Raw genomic sequence first — 22,904 nt, 5'->3', positions numbered from 1 at the left:
GGGCGGGTGCTCAGTCCTCGCTGGCCCGCTGCTGGGCGTGCGCCTCGGTCTCGGCCTCGATCCGGGCCTCGGTCTCGGCGGCGGCGGGGGAGCCGACGGGCTCCGGCGGCGCAGCCGAGGCCGGCGTCGGAGCGGACTTCAGCGGCACCTGGTCGGCGGTCTTGGTGGGCGCCTTCTTCGCAGCCGGAGCCTTCTTCACGGCCGGCGCCTTCTTCGCCGTGCTCCTCTTGACCGGTGCCTTCTTGGCGGGGCTCTTCGTGGCGGTGTCCCCGCCACCGGTCACGGCAGCCACGTCGGCAGGGGTCGCCTTGACGACGACGTCCTCCGCCGCGGCGTCGATGCCGGTCAGCGGCTCGTCGTGGACCGGCGGCTGTGGTGCCGGCTTCGGTGCCGGCTTCGAGGTCGGCTTCGAGGTCGCGACCTTCTGCTCGGTGGTCTTCGCCTGCGGCTCGGCCGCCGGAGCAGCCTGAGCAGGGGCGTCCGCCTCGGGCGCACCGCGTCCGGTCACCCGGCCGAGCAGCGAGCGCGCCGTGCCCTCGACGGCCGTGCGGCCCAGGCTCACACCGGTGCGGACCTGTCCGGCGGCCTTGCCGGCGACGGCGGCCGGCAGCTTCACGGCACCGGCAGCCAGGTCGGTGGCCGCCTCGGCGGCCGGGCCGACGACGGGGATCTTGGACAGCGGGGTGGGCACGGTGGTGTCCTCCTGGGGGATGGGGTACCAGGGGTCTCGTGACCACCCGGGCGTGCACGAGTCAACCAGGTGCCGGGACGGCCGACCCCGCACCCAGGGGTGAAGCAACGACCTCAGGAGTCAGCAGGCCGCACCGGGGTCGGGGCCGGCGCGGAGCGCCGCGGGGGCAGGCGGTCGCCGGGGGCGTCCGCCGGGGAGCTGACGTCCGACTCGCTGTCCGCAGCCAGGTCGGGTCGGGGTGCCACCCGGGCCGCCACGTCGGCCGGCGTGGGGGCGCCGGCCGTGGCCTGGCCGGTGGTGGACGTGCCGGTGTCGGACGTGTCGGCGGGGCCGGACGTGCTGGGGTCGGTGGCGTCGCGACCACGCTCCCGCACGAGGGCGACACCCCGCTCGACGTGCGGTCGCAGGGCCCGGACCGCCTGTCCACTGACGCGCAGACCCAGCCTCAGCGGGCCGCGGGCCCGGCGGCGTACGTGTCCGACGGCGTTCTCGATGCTGGTGCGGGCGGTGGGGCTGGGTGCCACGTGCAGGTCCTCTCGTGGGGGATCGATCGGGTGCCCCCGCAGTCAAGCACGCACCGCTCAGGAGACGACGCTGAAGGGGTCGTGGTCGGCGAGGATCTTGTCGACGCGGGCCTGGTCGAGCCGGTTGACCACCGACGAGGTCTCCTGCGCGTCGCGGACGCACTTCGAGAGCGTGAAGGTGGAGGTCGTCAGGAAGAGGGTGCCGAGGCCGAGGAAGGCGCGGATCCAGGGGTCGACGGGCAGGTACAGCACCGCGACGACCATGCACAGCAGGGCGAGGCCGAAGGAGATCGCGGCCTGGGCGTAGAAGGCGTTGGTGGTCTTGTTCTGGGTGGGTGTGCTCATGGGTCCACCATGCTGCGCCCGGCCGGGCCCCTGGATGCGTCGGCGTACCCGTCGGTGCTGAGCACGCGCACTCACCTCCACGGGCGTGCTGGTCGACCACGAGCATGACCGAGCCTGCCCGCGTGCCCCTACCGGGTCAGCGGGGGTGGCACCATGACCGGCATGGACGACCAGGACCGGACCGGGACCATCATCGAGGTGCTGGACGCGGCGTTCGCCGATCTGATGGAAGCCGACCCGGTGGGCTTCCGGGGCAAGTACCGCAAGATGGCCGCGGACCCCCACGCGTTCTACCGGGGCACCGCCTGCCTGTTCTACGCCGACGTCACCGGCAGCGCGGGCGGCTCGGCCGGCGCCCAGGTGTGGACCGAGGACTTCGCGGACGAGCGCAGCAGCCGGATCTGGATCCACGGAGACCTGCACGTCGAGAACTTCGGGACCTACCTCAACTCGGACGGTCGCTTCGTCTTCGACGTCAACGACTTCGACGAGGCCTACCTGGGCCGCTTTACCTGGGACCTCCAGCGCTTCGCCGCGTCCCTGGGACTGGTGGGCTGGCAGAAGGCGCTGCCGGAGCAGGACGTGCGTGACCTCGTGACGCGCTACCTGCACGCCTACCTCGACCAGGTTGACGAGTACGTCGAGAGCGACGAGGACGACTACGCGCTCTACCTGCACAACACCACCGGGCCGGTGCACGAGGCGCTGCTGGAGGCGCGCGAGCAGCGGCGCACCGACCTGCTCGCCCAGAACACCACTCGAGGCGACGGCGAGCACCGTCGCTTCCGTGACGACCCGTCGGTGCGCCGCCTCGACGACGAGGAGCGCGCCCGGGTCGAGCAGGCCTACCGCGACTACCTGGAGACGATCCCCGACCAGCGTCGTTCCTCGCGGGCGGTCTTCTACGACCTGCACGACGTCGTCGGCAAGTCCGGCTTCGGCATCGGCAGTGCCGGGCTGCCCGCCTACAACCTGCTGATCGAGGGCCACAGCCAGGCGCTCGACAACGACGTGGTGCTCTCGATGAAGCAGGCCAACGTGCCGGCGCTGAGCAGGTTCGCCGACAACACCGACGTCGACTCCTACTTCGACCACGAGGGGCACCGCACGGTGGTCAGCCAACGGGCCCTGCAGGTGCACACCGACCCGCTGCTCGGCCACGCCGCCATCGACGGGGTCGGCTACGTCGTGGCCGAGGTGTCGCCGTACGAGGTCGACCTGGACTGGTCGGGCATCACCGAGCCCGACGACATGGCCGCGGTGGTCGAGCTGCTGGGCCGGGCGACCGCGAAGATCCACTGCGCCTCCGACGAGGACAGCGAGCAGGACCTGGTGGACTTCCAGGTCGAGGAGGCGGTGGTCGCGAGCGTGGGTGAGCGCCGCGACGAGCTGGTCGCCTGGATCAGCGACTTCGCGATCGCCTACGCCGACCGGGCCCGGGCCGACCACGCGCTGTTCGTCGAGGCCTTCCGTGAAGGGCGGATCGGGGTCTCCTCGACCTGAGGTCAGGGCCGCCAGGCGGTCCCGGCGCCGTCCGATGGCTCCGCCAGGAGGTGGGCGGGGGCCGCGAAGCCGTCCCGGACGAAGCGGGCGTCGATGGCGCGGGCGACCGCCTCGACCCGTTCCTCGGGCACCAGTGCCACCGTCGAGCCGCCGAAGCCACCGCCGGTCATGCGGGCCCCCAGGGCCCCGGCCTCGACGGCGGTGTCGACCGCGGCGTCGAGCTCGGGGCAGGAGATCTCGAAGTCGTCGCGCATCGACAGGTGCGACGCCAGCACCAGCCGCGTCAGGGCAGCCCGGTCGTGGGCCTCGATCGCCTCGGCCACCAGCTCCACGCGCCGGATCTCGGTGGTCACGTGGCGGGCGCGACGGCGGAGCCGGTCGTCGGCGAGGTGGTCGGCCTGCTCGGGCGTCGCGTGGCGCAGCGTGGGCACGCCCAGCTGTCGGGCGGCCTCCTCGCAGTCCGCCCGGCGCTGGGCGTAGCCGCCGTCGACGAGCGCGTGGGCGACCCGGGTGTCGGTGACCAGCAGCCGCAGACCGTTGCGCGCGAGTCCCAGGGCGACCGGGCGCGAGGTGCCGGTGTCGAAGTCGAGCAGCAGGGCCGTGCCCGCCTCGGCGAGCATGGCCACCGTCTGGTCCATCCCACCGGTGGGCGCCCCGACCACCTCGGTCTCCGCGCGGATCGCTGCAGCCACCACCGCTCGGCGACGGTCCAGGTCGAGGTCGAGGTCGAGCGCCCCGACGACTGCGGTCGCCACCGCGCACTCGAGCGCGGCCGAGCTCGACAGACCGGCGCCCACCGGGACGGTGGAGTCGATGAGGATGTCGAGCCCCGGCACGGCGCGGCCCTGCTCGCCGAGGCCCGGGCCGAGCGCCCACAGCACCCCGACGGCGTACGCCGCCCAGCCCTGCGGGCCGCCGGGGCCGCAGGAGCCGATGGTGCCCTGCCAGCCCAGGTCCTGCTGGAGGCTGCGGACCCGCACCAGGTCGTCGTCGCGGCGGCGCACCGCCGCCCACGTCGAGTGCGGCAGCGCGACCGGCAGCACCAGCCCGGCGTTGTAGTCGGTGTGCTCGCCCATCAGGTTGACCCGCCCCGGTGCCCGGCCCACGAGGTCGGGACGGGCGTCGTACACCTGCTCGAAGGTGGCCACGAGGCCGGCCACCACGTCGGCAGGGTCCCCGGGTCCGGTCCAGCTCATGCGGCCCACCCTACGAAGTGACGGCGCCCACCGGGCGCCGGCGCGAGGGTGCCAGGATCGGGGGATGAGCGAGGAGACGAACCCCCCGGACCCGGCGGCCCTGGCCGAGCTGGCCCACCAGCTCTTCGACCTGGCCCGAGCCGGACACGTGCAGCGGCTGCTGGCCTACGTCGACGCGGGTGTCCCGGTCGGGCTCACCGACGCCCAGGGCAACACGCTGCTGATGCTGGCCGCCTACCACGGGCACGCCGACGTGGTGCGCGGGCTGGCCGAGCGCGGTGCAGACGTCGACGCCCTCAACGACCGCGGTCAGTCGCCGTTGGCCGGCGCGGTCTTCAAGGGGGAGCAGGACGTGGTCGACGCCCTGGTGCAGCACGGTGCCGACCCCGACGCCGGCGCGCCCACCGCCCGCGACACCGCCCAGATGATGGGTCGCCCGCTCCCGCACCCGCCCGAGCGGTCGTAGGGTCGCAGCCGTGCACTTCCTCCACGACGCGGTCCCACCGCACGAGCTGACCTACGACGACGTCTTCATGGTCCCGGGGCACTCCTCGGTGGCCAGCCGCTACGACGTCGACCTGTCCACCGGTGACGGCACCGGCGCCACGGTGCCCCTGGTGGTGGCCAACATGACCGCGATCGCGGGCCGGCGGATGGCCGAGACCGTGGCCCGCCGCGGCGGCCTCGTCGTGGTCCCGCAGGACATCCCGGTGCCGGTGGTGCGCGACGTCGTGGCGTTCGTCAAGAGCCGGCACCTGGTCTTCGACACCCCGATCGAGCTCGCCCCGCACCAGACGGTCGCCGAGGCGCTCGCCCTGATCCCCAAGCGGGCCCACCGCGCCGCGGTCGTGGTCGACGACGGGCGGCCCGTGGGCGTCGTCGACGCGGCGGACTGCGCCGAGGTCGACCGCTTCGCCCAGGTGCACCGGGTGATGAGCCCGGCCACCGTCACGATCGACGCGGACACCGATCCGCGAGCGGCTTTCGACGCCATCGACAGGGCCCGGGCGCCGCTGGCCGTCGCCGTCGACGAGCAGGGGCGGATGGTCGGGGTGCTGACCCGCGCCGGCGCGCTGCGGGCCACCCTCTACACCCCGGCCGTCGATGCCCGGGGCGGGCTGCGGATCGCAGCGGCCGTGGGCGTCAACGGGGACGTCTCGCGCAAGGCCCAGGACCTGCTCGAGGCCGGTGTCGACTGCCTCGTCGTCGACACCGCGCACGGTCACCAGGACCGGATGCTGGAGGCGCTGCGCGCGGTGCGCTCGCTGGACCCGCAGGTGCCGGTGGCCGCCGGCAACGTCGTCTCGGCCGACGGCACCCGGGCGCTCGTCGAGGCCGGGGCCGACATCGTCAAGGTCGGTGTCGGACCCGGCGCGATGTGCACGACGCGGATGATGACGGGGGTCGGGCGGCCCCAGTTCTCGGCCGTGCTGGAGTGCGCCGAGGCGGCTCGTTCCGCCGGGGCCCACGTCTGGGCCGACGGTGGGGTCCGGCACCCGCGCGACGTGGCGCTGGCCCTGGCGGCCGGTGCGTCCAGCGTGATGATCGGGTCGTGGTTCGCCGGCACCCATGAGTCGCCGGGCGACCTCGTCGAGGACGGAGGTCGGTCGTACAAGGTCTCCTTCGGGATGGCCTCGGCGCGTGCGGTGGCGCAGCGCACCTCCGGCGAGTCGGCCTTCGACCGGGCCCGCAAGGGTCTCTACGAGGAGGGCATCTCCGCCTCGCGGATGTACCTGGACCCCCAGCGCCCCGGTGTCGAGGACCTCATCGACGAGATCTGCTCCGGCGTCCGGTCGTCGTGCACGTACGCCGGCGCCGCGTCGCTGGAGGAGCTGCACGCACGAGCGGTCGTCGGCGTGCAGTCGGCGGCCGGCTACTCCGAGGGTCGTCCGCTCGCGACGTCCTGGTGACCCGGCCCGGAGGGCCGGATCAGTCGCGGGAGCTGTTGGCGGTGCGCCCGCGCACGATGCCGATGAAGGTCTGCACGCGTGGATCCTCGTTGTCGGTGCGCCAGACCAGGCCCACCGTCGTCGACGGCAGGTCGTGGACCGGGCGGTAGGTGACGTCCTTGCGCTGGTGCAACCGGGCCACCGACATCGGCACCAGCAGCACCCCGGTGCCGGCGGCCACCGTCTCGACCGCGTCGGCCACGGTCATCGGCGGCCAGTCCAGCTGCTCGGCGCGCGGGGTCCAGCCCGACCGGTGCGGGGCGACCAGCTGCTCGTCGGCGAGGTCCTCGGTGCCGAGCTCGTCGACCACCGTCGCGACGTGCTCGTGCCCGACGACGGCGACGACCCGCTCCTCGTAGAGCGGGATGCAGTGCAGGCCGTCGCGATCCACGGGCAGCCGCGCGAGGACCGCGTCGACCTCGTAGGCGCGCACCGCGACCTCCTGCTGGTCCTCCTCGAGCGGCACCAGCTCGAGCGGGTCGCGGGAACGGTCGCGCCAGGTGCGCGCCCACTTGTCGGGGGTCGCTCCGGTGACGAAGCCGAGGCGGAAGGGGCTGGGCATTCGTCGAGCGTAGTCGTCCGAGGCAGGACGTAGAGTCAGGGCGTCCGTACCTACCTAGGGGTGAAAGTGCTCCACGTGTGTTTGACGTCACCCGTCATCGGCAAGGAGACCTGTGTCGCGGGCTCGGCGTCCGTACGGGGCACTTACGCAGGGCTCCCGACCACGCCGAGTCGGCGGCGTAGGTCCGGTCGTCAGGGGGAGAGCGCTGCATGAGCACCTGGGTGTCCCTGGAGACGCTCCCCGACCGCGACGACCTCGGCGCCGGAGCCCACGTGCTCGGAGGGTTCCGGCGCGCCGTCGTGGATGCTGTCGAGGGGGTCAAGCGGGGTGACCTCACCGGACACCTCGAGGTGGCGAGCGCGGTGGGAGACCTGGCCCCGCGCCCGGCGGACGGCAGCACCCGGATCCTCTGGGAGGCGCTGGCCACCCTGGGCGCCCACGACCTGCAGCTCGCGCGCGCGGTGGAGCCGCACCTCGACGCGCTCGCGATCCTGACCGAGGCGAGCACCGACCGGCCGAGGGGCGAGATCCCGCAGGGCTCGACGTGGGGCGTCTTCGCCGCCGAGGGGCCCGGCGCCCGGCTGACGGCCCGTGGACACGACGGCGGCTGGGTGCTCGACGGCACCAAGCCGTGGTGCTCGCTCGCGACCCGGCTCAGCCACGCCCTGGTCACGGCCTGGGTCGACGACGAGCAACGCGGCCTGTTCGCGGTCGACCTGCACCACCCCGGGGTGCGCGCGGGCGCAGCCGCCGACGACTGGGTCGCCCGGGGCCTGCCCGACGTGGTCAGCACCGCGATCGACCTCGACGCCGTGCCGGCGACCGCCGTCGGGGAGCCGGGCTGGTACCTGCGTCGCGACGGCTTCGCCTGGGGCGGCATCGGCGTCGCCGCGGTCTGGTACGGCGGTGCCGTCGGGCTGGCCCGCCGCCTGTCCCGCCCCGGCGGCCGGGTGCTCGACCAGGTCGGGCACCTGCACCTCGGCCGGGTCGACCAGCACCTCAGCGCGGCGCGCGCGGTGCTGGGCGAGGCGGCCCGATCGGTCGACTCCGGCCGGGTCGGGGCCGGCGACGCGGCCGCCCTGGCGAACCGGGTGCGCTCGGTCGTCGCCGCCTCCGCGGAGGCGGTGCTCGAGTCCTGCGAGCACGCGCTGGGCCCCGGACCCCAGGTCGCCGAGCCGGCGTACGCCGCAGCCCTGGCGGACCTGCGCCTCTACCTGCGCCAGCACCATGCGGAGCGCGACCTCGCCGCCCTGGGCCGCGAGGCCGACCGGTCCGGCGCCTGGTGGTCGCGGTGAGCCCGTCCTTCCGGCACGACTCGTCGGGCACGGCGGCCAGGACGTGGCACGACGACCGCCGCTGGGCGGCGCTGCCGATGCTGGAGCTGTCGGCCCGCGACGGTCGGACCCTGACCCGGGTCGTGGTCGTGGCCGCCCACCCCGACGACGAGTCGCTCGGCGCGGCCGGGCTGATGTCACGGGTGCTGGCCCTCCCGGCCGACCAGCGACCCACCGTGGAGGTGGTGCTCCTGACGTCGGGGGAGCGCAGCCACCCGGAGTCGCCCACGCACTCGACCGAGGTGCTCTCCGCGCGCCGGCTCGAGGAGTCGCGCGCCGCGGTGCTCGCCCTCGGTGACGGTGCCGAGGCGGTCGGGATCGAGTGCTGGGACGTCGGCGACGGTCAGGTGGCCGACGACGAGGCCCGGTGGGCCGACCGCCTCAGCACCCTGGTCGGGGACGGCAGCCGCACCCTGCTGGTGGGGCCCTGGCGCCACGACGGCCACCCGGACCACGACGCCGCCGGGCGGATCTGTGCCGCCGTCGCCCACCGGACCGGCGCCCGGCTGCTGGAGTACCCGATCTGGTTCTGGCACCACGCCGAGCCCCAGGACGCCCCCTGGGTGGACCTGCGGCGGCTGCCGATGGACCCGGTCACCAGTGCGGCCAAGCACCGCGCCGTCGAGTGCCACACCTCGCAGGTGCGTCCGCTCTCCGACGCACCCGGTGACGAGACGCTGCTGCTGCCGGGGATGCTCGCGCACTTCCTGGGCGAGCAGGAGGTCTTCGTCGAGGAGCCCGCCCACGACGACACCCTCGACGCGTTGCACCGCGAGGTCGCCGAGCCCTGGGGTGCCGACACCCGTTGGTACGAGGAGCGCAAGCGGGCCCTGACGATGGCGATGCTGCCGGACCGCCGGCACGGCCGGGCGCTCGAGGTCGGTTGCTCGACGGGCGTGCTGACGCGTGAGCTGGCCGGTCGCTGCGCCGAGGTGCTGGCCGTCGACGCGAGCGCGGCCGCCGTCACCGCTGCCCGCCGGCGCACCGAGGACCTCGACCACGTCGAGGTGCAGCACCGGCTGCTCCCCGAGGACTGGCCCGACGGTCGCTACGACCTCGTGGTGGTCAGCGAGCTGGGCTACTTCCTCAGTCCCGTCGACCTCGAGGAGCTGGTGCGCCAGGTCGCGAACGGGCTGGCGTCCGACGGGGTCGTGCTCCTGGCGCACTGGCGGCACCCCGTGCAGGGCTGGCCGCTCGACTGTGCGGCCGTGCACCGCGCCTTCGAGTCGCTGTCGGACTGGTCCCGCCTGGCTGAGTACCGCGACCGCGACGTCGAGATGCTGCTGCTCGGGCCCCAGAGCCGGATGCCGGAGCCGCACGCGTGAGCCCGGGCCGGTGAGCCCGGTGGACCGGGTCGTCGTGGTGGTCCCCGCTCACGACGAGGAGGACGTGCTGGGTCGTTGCCTCGAGGACATCGCGGACGCCGCCGCACAGGCGCGGGTCCTGCGCGTGCGCGTCGACGTCGTCGTGGTCCTCGACGACTGCACCGACGGCAGCCTGGCGGTCGCCTCCGAGCACGACGTGCAGGTCGTGGAGACCGACGCCCGCTGCGTCGGAGCGGCCCGGGCCCTGGGGGTGGGCGTGGCCACCGGGCACCCCGACCGCCTCGCCGCGGTGGGGCCCGACGACGAGCGGCGCACCTGGGTGGCCACCACCGACGCCGACAGCCGGGTGCCGGGATCCTGGCTCCTGGACCACCTCGCGGCCGCCCACCACGGGCACGATCTGCTCGTGGGGCCGGTGCTGCCGGACGCCGACGAGCTCGACCCCGCCGTGCTGGCCGCGTGGCACGACCGGCACCGCACCGGGCGCCTGCACGTGCACGGCGCCAACCTCGGGGTGCGGCTCTCGGCGTACCGGGCGGTGGGTGGGTTCGCCGACCTGGCCACCGGCGAGGACGTCGCGCTGGTGCAGGCGCTCCTGGCCCTCGACGTGCCGACGGTGCGCCAGGGCCGCCCGGTGGTGACCTCGGCCCGCGAGCGCGGCCGGGCGCCCGACGGGTTCGCCGGCTACCTGCGGGCCCTGCGCCTGGCCGTGGCCGAGGGCGAGCCCGCCTGATCCGGATCGCCCGCGACTGCGATGAGTTCCACGGAGTGCTCCGGTCTCCTCGGTGAGACATGTCGAGGAGAGGAAGACCGTGAGCAGGCCGAGCACTGATCCCGAGCCCCACCGACGCTTGTCAGTCTTCCTGGGTGACTGGCACGCCGTCGGGACCTCCTACGGCGGGCAGGAGCAGTCGCTGGACGATCCGCGCGCGGGCGCGACGCCGTGGAGCAGCATCCACTCCGCACGCTGGCACTCCGGGCAGTACTTCGTGGTGCAGGACGAACGCGCGAGTGGTCCCTTCGACACCCTCACCATGATGGGCTGGGACGTGGAGTCGGAGCGCTACTTCGCTCGGAGCATCGAGAACCACGGTTTCGCACGGGACTACACGATGACCGTCGAGGGCCGCACCTGGACGTTGTCCGGCGAGGCCGAGCGCGCCACCTGCACCTTCAGCGAGGACGGCCGGACCCAGGAGATCTCCTGGGAGTGGAAGCCGGCACACCAGTGGCTGCCCCTGTGCGATCGGACCGCACGCCGGATCGGTTAGCGCCGGACCAGCGTCGCGGCTCAGCAGCCGACGCCGGTGAGGTCGGCGTCGCGCAGGGTGCGGCGCGCGGCGTCGAGGCGGTAGGCCGAGCAGTAGTAGGAGCTCAGCAGCGGGTCGCGACGCAGGCGCACCTCTGACCAGGTGCCGCCGCCGGTGGGCTCGAGGTAGCGCATCCGCTCGCGTAGCAGCGCTCGCGGCCCGCCCCGGTGCTTGAGGTAGCGGTCCAGCCAGCGCTGCACGGTGACGCTGGTGACGGCCTGGCCCCAGCGGCTCGCGGGCAGCACCAGCGGGATGTCGGTGTACTCCAGGTGCGTCGAGGCGCGCGGGACCAGCATCATCGAGTCGATCCCGGCGGCGTCCCACGCGTCCCAGCCGGTGGCCTTCTCGCGTTGCGGGTCGGGCCCCCCGGGGCTGGGCTGCGGCGAGATGGAGCTCCCGCCCGACAGGAACCACGGGCTGACGCTGAAGCCGTACTCCGACTGGATGCCGAGCGCAGGCACCACCGGACGGAACTGCGGGCCCGAGGAGAGCGGGGAGCCGAGCTTGTCGAGGGCCACGACCGTGGCCACCCGCTCGTCGACCGCCTGCACCCGCGAGACGGCGGCGGCACCGAGCGAGTGCCCGATGATCGCGGTCCGTTGCCGCCGACCGGGGGTGAAGGGCGAGTGGTCGCGCGAGCGGTCGAGGAGGCGGTGGAAGGGGTTGGCGGCGTCGACGCGGGCGCCCTCGGAACCCGGGTTGGCGTAGGGCCGCGCCGGGGTGGCGTGCAGGAAGGACAGCGCGTCGCGGGTGCCGACCTCGAAGTTGGCCTGCTGCTGGAACGGCACGCCCGGGCAGCCGCTCATCTCGCCGGGCAGGGGCTCCGCGGTCGGGTCGCAGAACGGGAACACCTGGCCGTCGGGGTGGGGGAACGTCTCGCTCGCGCCCTGGCCCTGGACGTCGTAGGTCAGCACCACGTAGCCGCGTTCGGCGAGGTCCTGCGCCAGCCACTCGTACATGCCCTCCGAGCCCTGCACCGAACCCGGGGTGATGACCACGCCGGGGAACGGGCCGCGCAACCGGCGACCGGAGTAGGGGTCACGGGCTCCGGGCGCGGGTGCCCACACGGTGCCGCGCAGCAGCGCGCCGTGCTGGTTGGTGAAGGCCACGCGTCGCGCCCGACCCCGGGTGCCGGCCCAGGAGGCGCGCAGCGGGTTGCCGACGTCCCAGCCGGGCACGCTGTTGCCGGCGGTGAGCGCCGGGCGGGTCGGCTCGGCGACCTGGGTGAGCAGCTGGGCCACGCTGGTGGCGGTGCCCTGCGCGACCAGGGCCGGCAGGTAGGCGGGGTTGCGCAGCTGGCCACCCTCACCGTGGATGCGCCCGTAGGCGTCGGCGATGTTCTGGGTGTCGCGCTGCACGTACGCCGGTGAGCCGGGCTCGGGCTCGCTCGTGCGCGCGAGAGACGGGCCGGTGCCGACGAGCAGCAGACCGGTCCCGGCCATCAGTGCGAGCAGGGTGCGGGGACGGTTCAGGGGCACGGCACGTTCCTTCCGGGGGCGACGTCGCCCTCCCGGTGTCTCAACGACGCTGCGCCGACCGGGATACGTGGTTCCGGCGGTGCCGGCGCCCTCGGCAGTGTTGACTTCCCGGTGACGCCCCCCACGACGAGGAGCAGGACCGTGCTGGAGACCCTGAGCGGGTTGTGGGACGCCCTGCCGGAGGCGTTGCGGGACCCCGTCGCCCTCGCGGCACCGTTCTTCGTGTTGATGATCGGCCTCGAGGCCCTGGCCGCGCTGCTCCTCGAGGACGACGAGCAACCGGCGGGGGAGCGGCGTACGAGCGACGGGCGGGCAGCCCCGCGCCGCGGTGGCTACGAGCGCAGGGACGCGCTGACCAGCCTCACCCTCGGCGTGGTGTCGGCCGCCACGATGGCGGCGTGGAAGGGGCTGGGACTGCTGGGCTACGCGGTCCTGTTCGCCTACGTCGCGCCCTGGCAGCTGCCGGCGGACGCCTGGTGGACCTGGGCGCTGGCGATCCTGGGGGTCGACTTCCTCTTCTACTGGGCGCACCGCATCGCGCACCGGGTGCGACTGGTCTGGGCGACCCACCAGGCCCACCACTCCAGCGAGTACTTCAACTTCTCGACCGCCCTGCGCCAGAAGTGGAACAACTCCCACGAGCTCGTGCTCTGGGCCCCGCTACCGCTGCTGGGCGTGCCGCCGGCACTGGTGTTCCTCGGGTTCTCGGTGAGCCTGGTCTACCAGTTCTTCGTGCACACCGAGCGGGTCGGCCGGTTGTGGCGCCCTGTCGAGCTGGTCCTGAACACGCCCTCGCACCACCGGGTGCACCACGGCAGCGACCCGGAGTACCTGGACCGCAACTACGGCGGGATCCTCATCGTCTGGGACCGGCTGTTCGGTTCCTTCCAGCCCGAGCTGCACCGACCCACGTACGGGCTGACGGTGCCGGTGGGCACCTACCACCTGCTGCGGCTGCAGACCCACGAGTACGCCGCCATCGGCCGCGACGTGCGTCGGGCCGGGACGTGGCGCGACAAGGTCGGCTACGTGCTCGGTCCGCCAGGCTGGCGACCGGCTGCGGATCGCGTCGACGCCTAGCCCCGAAATGAACAAAAGGCCCCGTGGAGCCGGGGCCTTCTGAGTGTCCGAGGGGGGACTTGAACCCCCACGCCCTAATACGGGCACTAGCACCTCAAGCTAGCGCGTCTGCCTATTCCGCCACCCGGACGAGTGCGTGGGAACAGTAGCAAGCCACCGCCGGATCCTCCGCATCGGACCCCCTCCTGGGCGGCGCGAGAGACCGACCCCACCCGTCCCACCCGTCACGGGGGTGGACAGCCACCGCCCCGCTGACATGCTGGGGGCATGTCGACCCCCGCCGAGGACCATCGCCCGGAGACCGACGAGCCGCGCGGCTACGACCCCGCGGCCGAGGTCGTGGAGATCTGTCGGGACCTGATCCGCATCGACACCTCCAACTACGGCGACGCGGACGGCCCGGGGGAGCGCAAGGCGGCCGAGCACGTCGCGGCGCTGCTCGAGGAGGTCGGGATCACCGCGCGCCTCTACGAGTCCGAGCCGGGGCGCACCAGCGTCGTGGCGCGCTGGGGCGGCACCGAGGGCGACGCGCTGCTGCTGCACGGACACCTCGACGTCGTACCGGCCGCGGCCGAGGACTGGGCGGTGCACCCGTTCTCCGGCGAGATCCAGGACGGCTACGTGTGGGGTCGCGGCGCGGTCGACATGAAGGACTTCGACGCGATGCTGCTCAGCGTGGTGCGCGCGCGCCAGCGTGCCGGGCGGATCCCGACCCGGCCGATCGTGCTGTGCTTCACCGCCGACGAGGAGGCGGGCGGCCACAAGGGCGCCGAGGTGCTGGTCCGCGACCACCCCGAGGAGTTCGAGGGCGTCACCGAGGCGGTCGGCGAGGTGGGCGGCTTCTCGGTGACCGTGCGCGGGCGCCGGGTCTACCTGATCGAGGCCGCCGAGAAGGGGATGGCCTGGATGCGCCTGACGGCGCGGGGCCGGGCCGGGCACGGCTCCATGCTCAACACCGACAACGCGGTCACGCGGCTGTCGGGCGCCGTCGCGCGCATCGGCGCCTACGACTGGCCGGTGCGCCTGACCCCGACCATGGAGGTCCTCCTGGCCACCGTCGGCGACCTCGCCGGCGTCGAGGCCACCCCCGCCAACGCGCCGGCCCTGATCGAGGAGTTCGGTGGCGCGGCCCGGATGCTCGGTGCCGTCATCAGCAACACCACCAACCCCACCATGCTGCAGGCCGGCTACAAGGTGAACGTGATCCCCACCGAGGCCACCGCCCACGTCGACGGCCGTTTCCTGCCCGGCTTCGAGGACGAGTTCTTCGCCACTTTCGCCGAGCTCGTCGGTGAGGGCGTCGAGATCGAGCACCTCTCCCACCAGCAGCCCTGGGAGACGCCGTACGACGGCGACCTGGTGCGCGCCATGAACCGCTCCATCCTCAGCGAGGACCCCGACGGCATCGTCGCGCCATACCTGATGAGCGGCGGCACCGACGCCAAGCACTTCCGCAAGCTCGGGATGCGCTCCTACGGCTTCGCGCCGCTGCGCCTGCCCGCCGACCTCGACTTCACCGCACTGTTCCACGGTGTCGACGAGCGGGTCCCGGTCGACGCCCTCGAGTTCGGGGCGCGGGTCTTCGACACGTTCCTCGACGACGTCTGAGCGGTCGCTGCGCTCCGGCGCTGCCGTTTGGTCACCAACGACAGATCTCCGGGCTCCGGCGCTGCCGTTTGGTCACCAACGACAGATCTTCGGGCTCCGGGAGTGCCGTTTGGTCACCAACGGCAGGTCGATGCCGTCCTCCGAGAGGGATCAGGCCGTCAGCACGCCGGCGCTGAGCAGGACCAGGACCGCCGCGCCCAGCACGACCCGGTAGATCACGAACGGCGTGTAGGAGCGGGTGCTCACGTAGCGCAGCAGCCACGCGATGGTGGCGTAGCCGACGATGAACGACACGACGGTCCCCACGATGGTCGGGCCCCAGCCGTAGGCGTTGTCCCCGTTGGGGATCTCGGCGAGCTGGAAGAACCCGGCGCCGAGCACAGCGGGGATCGCGAGCAGGAACGCGAAGCGCGTCGCCGCCTCGCGCTCGAAGCCGAGGAAGCGTCCCATCGAGATCGTCGCCCCGGAGCGTGAGACGCCCGGGACCAGCGCGGCGGCCTGGGCCAGCCCCATCAGCAGCGCGTCGCGCAGCCGCATCTTCTTGATCGCGCGCTCGTTGCGCCCGAACCGGTCGGCGATCCCGAGCACCACACCGAGCACGATCAGCGTCGTGCCGATGATCCACAGGCTGCGGAAGTCCTGCTCGATGATGTCCTTGAGGGCGATGCCCAGCACCACGATCGGCAGCGAGCCGATGATGATGTACCAGCCCATCCGGGCATCGACGTGGCCGCGCCACTCGGGCCGCACCAGCGAGCGCAGCCAGGTCGAGGCGATGCGCCAGATGTCGTGGCGGAAGTAGATGAGGACCGCCAGCTCGGTGCCGATCTGGACCACGGCGGTGAAGGCGGCGCCCGGGTCGCCCCAGCCGAAGAGCTCGGGGAAGATCCGCAGGTGCGCGCTGCTGGAGATCGGGAGGAACTCGGTCAGGCCTTGCAGGAGGCCCAGGACGACGGCCTTGAGGAGATCCAGCACGCGGTCAGCCTAGGAGACCGGTCCGGGCGAGCCGACGGCGACTCACGTGGGCCCCGCCGATAGGTTGTCGCCATGCAGCAACGCTCACTGGGGGCGACCGGGCTCCGCGTCTCCCGTCTCGGTCTCGGCACGATGACCTGGGGACGCGACACCGACGAGCACGAGGCCCGTGACCAGCTCACCTCCTTCGTGGAGGCGGGCGGCACCCTCGTCGACACCGCCGCGGCGTACGCCGACGGCCAGTCCGAGTCGCTCCTCGGTTCGCTCATCGGCGACGTGGTGGCCCGCGACGACATCGTGCTGGCCACCAAGGCCGGCATGGGCCTGAGCAAGGGCCGGTTGCGGGTCGACACCTCCCGCGGCCGGCTCCTCAGCACCCTCGACGCCTCACTGCGTCGGCTCGGGGTCGATCACGTCGACCTGTGGCAGGTCCACACCTGGCACGACGGAGTACCGATCGAGGAGACCCTCTCGGCGCTCGACCTGGCGGTGTCCTCGGGCCGCGCGTCGTACGTCGGCATCTCCAACTACTCCGGCTGGCAGACCGCCCAGGCCGCGACCTGGCAGCGCGCCGTCCCGGGGCGGGTGGCCCTGGCCTCCACCCAGGTGGAGTACTCGCTGCTCAACCGGGGGATCGAGCACGAGGTGCTGCCCGCGGCCGCCGCGACGGGTCTGGGTGCGCTGACCTGGTCGCCGCTGGGCCGGGGCGTGCTGACGGGCAAGTACCGGACCGGGACGCCCGCGAACTCGCGCGCCGCGACCTCGCAGTTCTCCTCCTTCATGAGCGTCTACATGGACGAGCGCTCGGCCAGCATCGTCGAGGCCGTGGTGCGTGCCGCGGAGGGGCTCGACCTGACTGCGTCGCAGGTGGCCCTGGCCTGGGTGCGCGACCGCCCCGGTGTCACCGCACCGATCCTGGGCGCCCGCACGGCCGCCCAGCTCAAGGAAGCACTGAGCGTCGAGGACGTCGTGCTGCCCCCCGAGATCACCGAGGCCCTCGACGACGTCTCGGCCGACTGAGGGCACGCCGGCGGCGTACTCTCTCCCGACCTGCTCCTGACCCACCACCACCGACCCACGGGAGGCCGTATGAGCCGCATCCCCCTTCGGCCGAGCCGGGCGGGCGTGGAGTGGGAGTTCGACCAGGTGTCGTTCCCCAGCGAGCTGAGCCGCAACGTCGTGACCCGGCTCCTCGTCGACCGCGCCGAGCACGGCGGCTGGGAGCTGGACTGCGTGCGGATCTCCACCGACGGGACCCGGCGTGTGGTGCTGCGCCGCAAGATCATCCGCGCGGTCAGAACCGCCTGAGCGGCCCTGCCCTCCGCGACACCGATCGCTGCGGGCCGCCGAGCGAGTGCCGTTGGTGACCAAACGGCACTCCCGGAGCCTCGAGATCTGTCGTTGGTGACCAAACGGCAGACGAAATCGCAGCCCGGAACGTTCGGCTCACCACCAACCGGAACGGCGGAAGAGCCACCACAGGCCACCGGAGGCGGCGGCCATCACGAGCAGCGCGAAGGGGTAGCCCAGCGCCCAGCCCAGCTCCGGCATGTGCTCGAAGTTCATGCCGTAGACCCCGGCGATCAGGGTGGGCACGACCACCAGCGCGGCGCCGGCAGAGATCTTGCGCATGTCGTCGTTCTGCTGCAGCTGGATCCGGGCGACGTGGACGTCGAAGGCGGTCGAGAGCAGACCGTCGAGGTTGTCGACCAGGTCCGCGGTGCGGCTGAGGTGGTCCAGCACGTCGCGGAAGAACGGCCCCGCCTCGGCGTCGATGCCGCTCACCGCGCCCTCGCTGAAGCGGTGCAGCGGTTCCCGCAGCGGCTGGACGGCGCGGCGCACCTCGGCGATCTCGCGCTTGAGGGTGTAGATGCGCACCGAGTCGTTGGTACGGGCGGGGGAGAGGACCGACTCCTCCACCTCGTCGACGTCGACCTGCAGCTCACCGACCACCGAGACGTAGCCGTCGACGACCCGGTCGCACACCGCGTAGACCACCGACGAAGGGCCGTGGGTGAGCACCTGCTCGCTGGACTCCAGGAAGGAGCGGGCCGGACCCAGGTCGAGCCCGTGCCCGTGGCGCACGGTCACCACGAAGTCGGGGCCGATGAACAGGCTCACCTCGCCGGTCTCGACCGCGTCCTCGGCATCGACGTACCAGAGCGTCTTGAGCACCAGGAACAACCCGTGCTCGTAGCGCTCCAGCTTGGGGCGCTGGTGCGCCTTGACGGCGTCCTCGACCGCCAGGGGGTGCAGGTCGAAGGCCTCCGCGACCGCGGTCAGCTCCTCGGGCGCCGGCTCGTGGAGCCCCACCCAGACGAACCCGCCGCACTCGCGGGCCCGGGCGCGCAGGGCGGCGTAGTCCTGGTCGGCGCAGTCCACCTCGGTACGGGTCCCGTCGTGGTAGACGGCGGCATCGACGATCACGGGGGCCACGCTAGTGCCACCGGCGCTGTGCAGGCCCCGGCTACAGTGCCCGGCATGGCCACGATGGTGCTCGTCCGGCACGGACGCACGACCGCGAACGCCACCGGTGTCCTCGCCGGTCGAACCCCCGGCGTCGAGCTCGACGAGACCGGGCGCGACCAGGCGCAGCGCGCCGGGCAACGGTTGGCGGGGGTCCCGCTGGCCGCGGTCGTCTCCAGCCCGATGCTGCGCTGCCAGCAGACCGCGGAGGCGGTGCTGGCCCACCAGGCACCCGGGACCCGGTCCCTGACCGAGGACGACGTGACCGAGTGCGACTACGGGGCCTGGCAGGGCAGCAGCCTCAAGGACCTGGCCGCGGAGCCGTTGTGGCGCACCGTCCAGACCCAGCCGTCCGCGGCGACGTTCCCCGAGGGGGAGTCGATGGCGCGGATGCAGGCGCGGGCGGTGGCCGCCGTACGCCGCATCGACGCCGCGATCGAGGCCGAGCACGGCCCGGGCGCGGTGTGGGCGGTGGTCAGCCACGGCGACATCATCAAGTCGGTGCTCGCCGACGCCCTCGGGATGCACCTGGACCTCTTCCAGCGCATCGGCGTCGACCCGGCGTCGCTGTCGATCGTGCGCTACACCGAGACCCGGCCCTACGTGCTGGCCAGCAACACCCACGCCGGCGACCTGTCCTGGCTGGTCCCGGCGCCCGACGCGACCGGTGAGCCGGGCGCGGACGCGGCCGTCGGCGGCGGCGCCGGCCCCCGGGAGGACACCGTCGCGCCGGGGACCGCGGCTGCTTCGCACCACCGGGTGGACCCGGCCCTCCCGGGGCGCCCCTAGGGTGAGTGACATGCCAGTCGTCCACGCCTTCGACCCGCCGGAGAGGTTCGTCACCGGCACCGTCGGGGAACCCGGGTCCCGCACCTTCTTCCTCCAGGCCCGCAGCGGCAGCCGGCTGATCAGCGTCTCGTTGGAGAAGCAGCAGGTCGCCGCGCTGGCCGAACGGGTCGACGAGCTGCTCGACGAGGTGATGGAGAGCGACACCTCGACCGCCGTGATCCCCGCGGTCGCCCCGCTGGGGCTCGAGGACGCCGCCCCGCTGGAGCAGCCCATCGACGAGGAGTTCCGGGCCGGCACCATGACGTTGTCCTGGGACCCCGACGCCGAACGCATCGTCATCGAGGTCTTCCCCTACTCCGAGGCCGCGGTGGTCTCGCCCGAGCAGGTCGACCAGGACTTCGAGGAGCCCGACCCCGAGGAGATGCTCCTGGTGCGGCTCGAGGCCGGCCCGGCACGGGCCTTCGTGCAGCGCACCGCCCAGGTCATCGAGGCCGGGCGGCCCAGCTGCCCCTTCTGCGGCAACCCCATCGACCCCGAGGGCCACCTGTGCGTGCGCGCCAACGGCTTCCGCAGGCGCGAGCCCTGAGCCACGTCGTGGCCCGGACCAGCAGGAACGCCCCGTGAGCGGGGCGGGGGTCGACCTCGTCGAGGACGAGCTGGAGCTGCGCGGGCGGATCATGCCCGCCTCGAACGCCACGTTCCTCGGTTCTGTCGGCGGCGTCCAGGTGGTCTACAAGCCGATCGCCGGGGAGCGGCCCCTGTGGGACTTCCCCGGCGCGGTCCTGGCGCACCGCGAGGTGGCGGCGTACCTGGTCTCGGAGGTCTTCGCGGCCACCGACGAGACCGGTGTCGTCCCGCGCACCTGGTTGCGCGAGGGGCCGCACGGGCCCGGGATGGTGCAGGTCTGGGAGGAGCCCGACCCCGTCCACGAGGCGGTGACGCTGGTCCCGGCCGGGCAGGCCCCGCCCGGGATGCTGCACGTCTTCGACGGCTACGACGCCCACGACCGGTTGGTCTCACTGGTCCACGAGGACACCGCGGCGCTGCGTCGGATGGCGGTGCTCGACGTGCTGCTCAACAACGCCGACCGCAAGGGCGGGCACGTGCTGGCGATGCCCGATGGGCACCGCTACGGCGTCGACCACGGCATCGCCTTCCACACCGATCCCAAGCTGCGCACGGTGCTGTGGGGCTGGATGGGCCAGCGTCTGGACGAGCGGGAGCGCGATGCGGTGGCCCGGGTGCGCGCCGCCCTGTCCGGCGAGCTGGGAGCGGCCCTGGCGCTGCTGCTCGACGACGCCGAGATCGACCACCTGGCGCGCCGGTGCGACCGGCTCACGGGGCGCGGCACGATGCCGGCGCCCGACAGCGACGGCCCGGCGATCCCGTGGCCGCCCTTCTGAGCCCGGTCGCCACCCCACCCTCTAGGCTCGCCCCATGCGTGCCTGGTCTGCTCCGGAGATGCCCACCCTCCCCGTGACGGGTCCGGCAGTCTCGCTGCACGACACCCCGAGCGGCGAACGCCGCACCCTGAGCCCGGACGGCACCGCGCGGCTCTACGCGTGCGGCATCACGCCGTACGACGCCACCCACATGGGCCACGCTGCGACGTACGTCGGCGTGGACCTGCTGTACCGGGCCTGGCGCAACGCCGGGCTCGAGGTCGCCTACGTGCAGAACGTCACCGACGTCGACGACCCGCTGCTCGAGCGGGCGACCAAGGTCGGCATCGACTGGGTCGCGCTGGCCGAGCGCGAGACCGAGCTGTTCCGCCAGGACATGCAGGCGCTGCGGGTGCTCCCGCCGCGCGACTACATCGGTGCGGTGGAGTCGATCCCCCTGGTCATCGACCTGATCGAGCGGCTCCAGGCCACCGGGTCGGTCTACGCCGTCGACGACGACCTGTACTTCTCGGTGCACGCCGACCCGGCCTTCGGCCAGGAGTCCCGGATGGACCGCGAGACGATGTTGCAGATCTTCCCCGAGCGTGGCGGCGACCCGGACCGGCCCGGCAAGAAGGACCCGCTGGACTGCCTGGTGTGGCTCAGCGAACGACCCGGCGAGCCGTCGTGGCCCAGCCCGTTCGGCCCCGGTCGCCCCGGCTGGCACATCGAGTGCAGCGCGATCGCGATGACCTACCTCGGCGGCGCCTTCGACGTCCAGGCCGGTGGCAGCGACCTGGTCTTCCCGCACCACGAGATGTGCGCCGGCCACGCGCAGGTCGCAGAGCCCGGCACCGCCTTCGCTCAGGTCTACGTCCACGCCGGGATGGTCGCCTACGACGGCGAGAAGATGTCGAAGTCGAAGGGCAACCTGGTCTTCGTCTCCGCGCTGCGCCACGCCGACGTGGACCCGATGGCCATCCGCCTCACGCTGCTGCGCCACCACTACCGCTCCGACTGGGAGTGGACCGACGCCGACCTGCTGGCCAGCGTCGACACCCTCGCCACCTGGCGCCGCGCACTGTCCCTGGGCGCCGGCGCCGCGGCCGCACCGGTGGTGGAGGGGGTGCTCGCCGCCTGCGCCGACGACCTCGACGCCGCCCGCGCCGTTCGGCTCGTCGACGACTGGGCCCGGGCCACGCTGGGCACCGACGGGCTGGCAGACACCTCCGACCCGCACGCCGCCCTCGCGGTGCACCAGGTGCTCGACGCCGCCCTCGGCCTCTCGCTCTGAAAGCTGGCACCGCGGGCGCTCAGGTGCCTGGCGGGGCGCTGACCCCAGTGTTCGGGGTCGCCGCTGTCGTTTGGTCACCAACGTCAGTCTTGGAACGTTCCAGGACTGTCGTTGGTGACCAAACGGCAAGCTCCTGGCGCCGCAGCCCTGGGGGCGGCTGACCTCAGTCGTCGCCCTGGCGACGTTTGAGATATCGCTCGAACTCGCGGGCGATGGCCTCGCCGGAGGCCTCCGGCAGGTCGGTGGTGTCGCGGGTCTCCTCGAGGGCGCGCACGTAGTCGGCCACGTCCTCGTCGTCCTCGGCGAGCTCGTCCACACCGCGCTCCCAGGCGCGGGCGTCCTCGGGCAGGTCGCCGAGCGGGATGGAGACCTCCAGCAGGTCCTCGATCTGCCCGATCAGTGCGAGGGTGGCTTTGGGGCACGGCGGTTGCGCGACGTAGTGCGGGACCGCCGCCCAGTACGACACCGCGGGCATGTCCACGCGCACACAGGCGTCCTGGAAGACGCCCACGATCCCGGTGGGTCCCTCGTACGTCGACTGCTCCAGCTTGAGCCGGTCGACCAGCTCGGGCTCGGTGGCGGTGCCGGTCACGGGGATCGGGCGGGTGTGGGGGGTGTCGGCGAGCAGCGCGCCCAGGGTGACGACCAGCGCGCCGCCCAGCTCGTCCACGGCCGCCAACAGCTCCGCGCAGAACTGGCGCCACCGGATGTTCGGCTCGATCCCGCGGATCAGGATGATGTCGCGGCCCAGGCCCGGGGGAGAGGCGACCGCGATCTGCGTCGTGGGCCAGGTGAGGCGTCGGTGTCCCAACGCGTCGCCGCCCACCACGGGACGGTTGACCTGGAAGTCGTAGAACTCCTCGGGGTCCACCGCACCGACCACACGCGCACCCCAGGCCGACATCAGGTGGTCCACCACCGAGGAGGCGGCGTCGGCGGCGTCGTTCCAACCCTCGAAGGCGGCGATGACGATGGGGTCGACCAGGTCGGGCGCGTCCTCAATCTCGATCACCTCCCCAGCGTAGTCACGCCCCTGGTGCCTACCCTGAGGATTTCGTCCGCCGCGCGCGGCGATGTCACCATCTGGTCACCC

At 73.1% G+C, this 22,904-nt stretch carries 24 protein-coding genes and 1 tRNA gene; 15 read left to right on the top strand and 10 right to left on the bottom strand.

From position 1 onward, the window contains the following. Positions 1-10: 10 nt before the first annotated feature. The 3 genes from I601_RS21915 to I601_RS16615 form a co-directional block, all read right to left on the bottom strand. The gene (locus I601_RS21915) at positions 11-691 is read right to left on the bottom strand and encodes a hypothetical protein (protein ID WP_068112167.1); all 681 of its coding nucleotides are present in this window, start codon (positions 689-691) and stop codon (positions 11-13) included. Positions 692-804: 113 nt separating this feature from the next. Beyond that, positions 805-1,215 (bottom strand): hypothetical protein, encoded by a 411-nt coding sequence (locus I601_RS16620; protein WP_068112164.1) that lies wholly within the window; start codon positions 1,213-1,215, stop codon positions 805-807. Positions 1,216-1,272: 57 nt separating this feature from the next. Beyond that, on the bottom strand, positions 1,273-1,560 hold the full coding sequence (locus I601_RS16615) for a YiaA/YiaB family inner membrane protein (RefSeq protein WP_068112160.1): 288 nt from the start codon (positions 1,558-1,560) through the stop codon (positions 1,273-1,275). A gap of 162 nt (positions 1,561-1,722) precedes the next feature. On the opposite strand from I601_RS16615, the gene I601_RS16610 reads away from it, so the two are divergent. Beyond that, positions 1,723-3,063, top strand: coding sequence for a DUF2252 domain-containing protein (locus I601_RS16610; protein ID WP_068115137.1), 1,341 nt, complete (start codon positions 1,723-1,725; stop codon positions 3,061-3,063). 2 nt (positions 3,064-3,065) lie between these two features. On the opposite strand, the gene galK is transcribed toward I601_RS16610, so the two are convergent. Beyond that, positions 3,066-4,259, bottom strand: a complete 1,194-nt coding sequence (galK, locus tag I601_RS16605; RefSeq protein WP_068112157.1) for a galactokinase — start codon at positions 4,257-4,259, stop codon at positions 3,066-3,068. 64 nt (positions 4,260-4,323) lie between these two features. Here galK and I601_RS16600 point away from each other — a divergent pair, with 64 nt between their 5' ends. Continuing rightward, positions 4,324-4,725: an ankyrin repeat domain-containing protein gene (locus tag I601_RS16600; RefSeq protein ID WP_068112155.1), complete on the top strand. Its 402-nt coding sequence runs from the start codon at positions 4,324-4,326 to the stop codon at positions 4,723-4,725. Between the two features lie 10 nt (positions 4,726-4,735). After that, on the top strand, positions 4,736-6,169 hold the full coding sequence (locus I601_RS16595; protein ID WP_068112150.1) for a GuaB1 family IMP dehydrogenase-related protein: 1,434 nt from the start codon (positions 4,736-4,738) through the stop codon (positions 6,167-6,169). Between the two features lie 19 nt (positions 6,170-6,188). On the opposite strand, the gene I601_RS16590 is transcribed toward I601_RS16595, so the two are convergent. Further along, positions 6,189-6,770 (bottom strand): LysR family substrate-binding domain-containing protein, encoded by a 582-nt coding sequence (locus I601_RS16590; protein WP_068112147.1) that lies wholly within the window; start codon positions 6,768-6,770, stop codon positions 6,189-6,191. Between the two features lie 209 nt (positions 6,771-6,979). Here I601_RS16590 and I601_RS16585 point away from each other — a divergent pair, with 209 nt between their 5' ends. From I601_RS16585 to I601_RS16570, 4 genes are all read left to right on the top strand, one after another. Further along, a complete protein-coding gene (locus I601_RS16585; protein ID WP_084527722.1) occupies positions 6,980-8,065 on the top strand; it encodes an acyl-CoA dehydrogenase family protein in 1,086 nt (361 codons plus the stop codon). Further along, entirely contained in the window at positions 8,062-9,429 is a 1,368-nt protein-coding gene (locus I601_RS16580) for a bifunctional PIG-L family deacetylase/class I SAM-dependent methyltransferase (RefSeq protein WP_068115133.1), read from the top strand. The genes I601_RS16585 and I601_RS16580 overlap by 4 nt, the downstream gene beginning before the upstream one ends. Positions 9,430-9,439: 10 nt before the next feature. Next, entirely contained in the window at positions 9,440-10,162 is a 723-nt protein-coding gene (locus I601_RS16575) for a glycosyltransferase family 2 protein (RefSeq protein WP_068112145.1), read from the top strand. A gap of 79 nt (positions 10,163-10,241) precedes the next feature. Further along, positions 10,242-10,700: a DUF1579 family protein gene (locus I601_RS16570; RefSeq protein ID WP_169834719.1), complete on the top strand. Its 459-nt coding sequence runs from the start codon at positions 10,242-10,244 to the stop codon at positions 10,698-10,700. Between the two features lie 20 nt (positions 10,701-10,720). On the opposite strand, the gene I601_RS16565 is transcribed toward I601_RS16570, so the two are convergent. After that, the gene (locus I601_RS16565) at positions 10,721-12,217 is read right to left on the bottom strand and encodes an alpha/beta hydrolase family protein (protein WP_179948543.1); all 1,497 of its coding nucleotides are present in this window, start codon (positions 12,215-12,217) and stop codon (positions 10,721-10,723) included. 141 nt (positions 12,218-12,358) lie between these two features. Between I601_RS16565 and I601_RS16560 the strand changes: the two genes are divergently transcribed. Continuing rightward, on the top strand, positions 12,359-13,297 hold the full coding sequence (locus I601_RS16560) for a sterol desaturase family protein (RefSeq protein WP_068112138.1): 939 nt from the start codon (positions 12,359-12,361) through the stop codon (positions 13,295-13,297). Positions 13,298-13,341: 44 nt separating this feature from the next. On the opposite strand, the gene I601_RS16555 is transcribed toward I601_RS16560, so the two are convergent. After that, positions 13,342-13,427 (bottom strand) — tRNA-Leu (locus I601_RS16555). 137 nt (positions 13,428-13,564) lie between these two features. On the opposite strand from I601_RS16555, the gene I601_RS16550 reads away from it, so the two are divergent. Further along, entirely contained in the window at positions 13,565-14,905 is a 1,341-nt protein-coding gene (locus I601_RS16550) for a M20/M25/M40 family metallo-hydrolase (RefSeq protein ID WP_068112136.1), read from the top strand. A 150-nt stretch (positions 14,906-15,055) separates the two neighbouring features. On the opposite strand, the gene I601_RS16545 is transcribed toward I601_RS16550, so the two are convergent. After that, positions 15,056-15,880, bottom strand: a complete 825-nt coding sequence (locus tag I601_RS16545; RefSeq protein ID WP_084527719.1) for an undecaprenyl-diphosphate phosphatase — start codon at positions 15,878-15,880, stop codon at positions 15,056-15,058. Positions 15,881-15,952: 72 nt separating this feature from the next. On the opposite strand from I601_RS16545, the gene I601_RS16540 reads away from it, so the two are divergent. Together I601_RS16540 and I601_RS16535 are read left to right on the top strand one after the other, a co-directional pair. Then, entirely contained in the window at positions 15,953-16,900 is a 948-nt protein-coding gene (locus tag I601_RS16540) for an aldo/keto reductase (RefSeq protein WP_068112133.1), read from the top strand. Positions 16,901-16,969: 69 nt separating this feature from the next. Then, entirely contained in the window at positions 16,970-17,188 is a 219-nt protein-coding gene (locus I601_RS16535; RefSeq protein WP_068112130.1) for a DUF5703 family protein, read from the top strand. Positions 17,189-17,326: 138 nt separating this feature from the next. Here the strand turns inward: I601_RS16535 and I601_RS16530 are convergent, their stop codons facing one another. Beyond that, the gene (locus I601_RS16530; RefSeq protein WP_068112128.1) at positions 17,327-18,307 is read right to left on the bottom strand and encodes a magnesium and cobalt transport protein CorA; all 981 of its coding nucleotides are present in this window, start codon (positions 18,305-18,307) and stop codon (positions 17,327-17,329) included. Positions 18,308-18,361: 54 nt separating this feature from the next. Here I601_RS16530 and I601_RS16525 point away from each other — a divergent pair, with 54 nt between their 5' ends. Genes I601_RS16525 through mshC form a run of 4 tightly spaced genes read left to right on the top strand, consistent with a single transcriptional unit; the run spans position 18,362 to position 21,811 of the window. Continuing rightward, the gene (locus I601_RS16525; protein WP_068112125.1) at positions 18,362-19,135 is read left to right on the top strand and encodes a histidine phosphatase family protein; all 774 of its coding nucleotides are present in this window, start codon (positions 18,362-18,364) and stop codon (positions 19,133-19,135) included. A gap of 10 nt (positions 19,136-19,145) precedes the next feature. Then, positions 19,146-19,721, top strand: a complete 576-nt coding sequence (locus tag I601_RS16520; protein WP_068115126.1) for a DUF3090 domain-containing protein — start codon at positions 19,146-19,148, stop codon at positions 19,719-19,721. A gap of 34 nt (positions 19,722-19,755) precedes the next feature. Beyond that, positions 19,756-20,538: an SCO1664 family protein gene (locus I601_RS16515; RefSeq protein WP_237089442.1), complete on the top strand. Its 783-nt coding sequence runs from the start codon at positions 19,756-19,758 to the stop codon at positions 20,536-20,538. Positions 20,539-20,572: 34 nt separating this feature from the next. Continuing rightward, the gene (gene mshC, locus I601_RS16510) at positions 20,573-21,811 is read left to right on the top strand and encodes a cysteine--1-D-myo-inosityl 2-amino-2-deoxy-alpha-D-glucopyranoside ligase (protein ID WP_068112123.1); all 1,239 of its coding nucleotides are present in this window, start codon (positions 20,573-20,575) and stop codon (positions 21,809-21,811) included. Between the two features lie 163 nt (positions 21,812-21,974). Here the strand turns inward: mshC and I601_RS16505 are convergent, their stop codons facing one another. Then, positions 21,975-22,823, bottom strand: a complete 849-nt coding sequence (locus I601_RS16505) for a PAC2 family protein (RefSeq protein ID WP_068112119.1) — start codon at positions 22,821-22,823, stop codon at positions 21,975-21,977. Positions 22,824-22,904: the final 81 nt, after the last annotated feature.

Source organism: Nocardioides dokdonensis FR1436, from assembly GCF_001653335.1.
GTDB classification, from domain to species: Bacteria; Actinomycetota; Actinomycetes; order Propionibacteriales; family Nocardioidaceae; genus Nocardioides; species Nocardioides dokdonensis.
This window is presented reverse-complemented; position numbering and strand designations above follow the sequence as displayed.

Excerpts from the sequence above, each read along its gene's own strand:
- I601_RS16615 (WP_068112160.1), bottom strand. The coding sequence starts at position 1,560 with ATGAGCACACCCACCCAGAACAAGACCACCAACGCCTTCTACGCCCAG.
- I601_RS16610 (WP_068115137.1), top strand. The coding sequence starts at position 1,723 with ATGGACGACCAGGACCGGACCGGGACCATCATCGAGGTGCTGGACGCG.
- galK (WP_068112157.1), bottom strand. The coding sequence starts at position 4,259 with ATGAGCTGGACCGGACCCGGGGACCCTGCCGACGTGGTGGCCGGCCTC.
- I601_RS16600 (WP_068112155.1), top strand. The coding sequence starts at position 4,324 with ATGAGCGAGGAGACGAACCCCCCGGACCCGGCGGCCCTGGCCGAGCTG.
- I601_RS16590 (WP_068112147.1), bottom strand. The coding sequence starts at position 6,770 with ATGCCCAGCCCCTTCCGCCTCGGCTTCGTCACCGGAGCGACCCCCGAC.
- I601_RS16585 (WP_084527722.1), top strand. The coding sequence starts at position 6,980 with ATGAGCACCTGGGTGTCCCTGGAGACGCTCCCCGACCGCGACGACCTC.
- I601_RS16550 (WP_068112136.1), top strand. The coding sequence starts at position 13,565 with ATGTCGACCCCCGCCGAGGACCATCGCCCGGAGACCGACGAGCCGCGC.
- I601_RS16540 (WP_068112133.1), top strand. The coding sequence starts at position 15,953 with ATGCAGCAACGCTCACTGGGGGCGACCGGGCTCCGCGTCTCCCGTCTC.
- I601_RS16535 (WP_068112130.1), top strand. The coding sequence starts at position 16,970 with ATGAGCCGCATCCCCCTTCGGCCGAGCCGGGCGGGCGTGGAGTGGGAG.
- I601_RS16525 (WP_068112125.1), top strand. The coding sequence starts at position 18,362 with ATGGCCACGATGGTGCTCGTCCGGCACGGACGCACGACCGCGAACGCC.
- I601_RS16520 (WP_068115126.1), top strand. The coding sequence starts at position 19,146 with ATGCCAGTCGTCCACGCCTTCGACCCGCCGGAGAGGTTCGTCACCGGC.
- mshC (WP_068112123.1), top strand. The coding sequence starts at position 20,573 with ATGCGTGCCTGGTCTGCTCCGGAGATGCCCACCCTCCCCGTGACGGGT.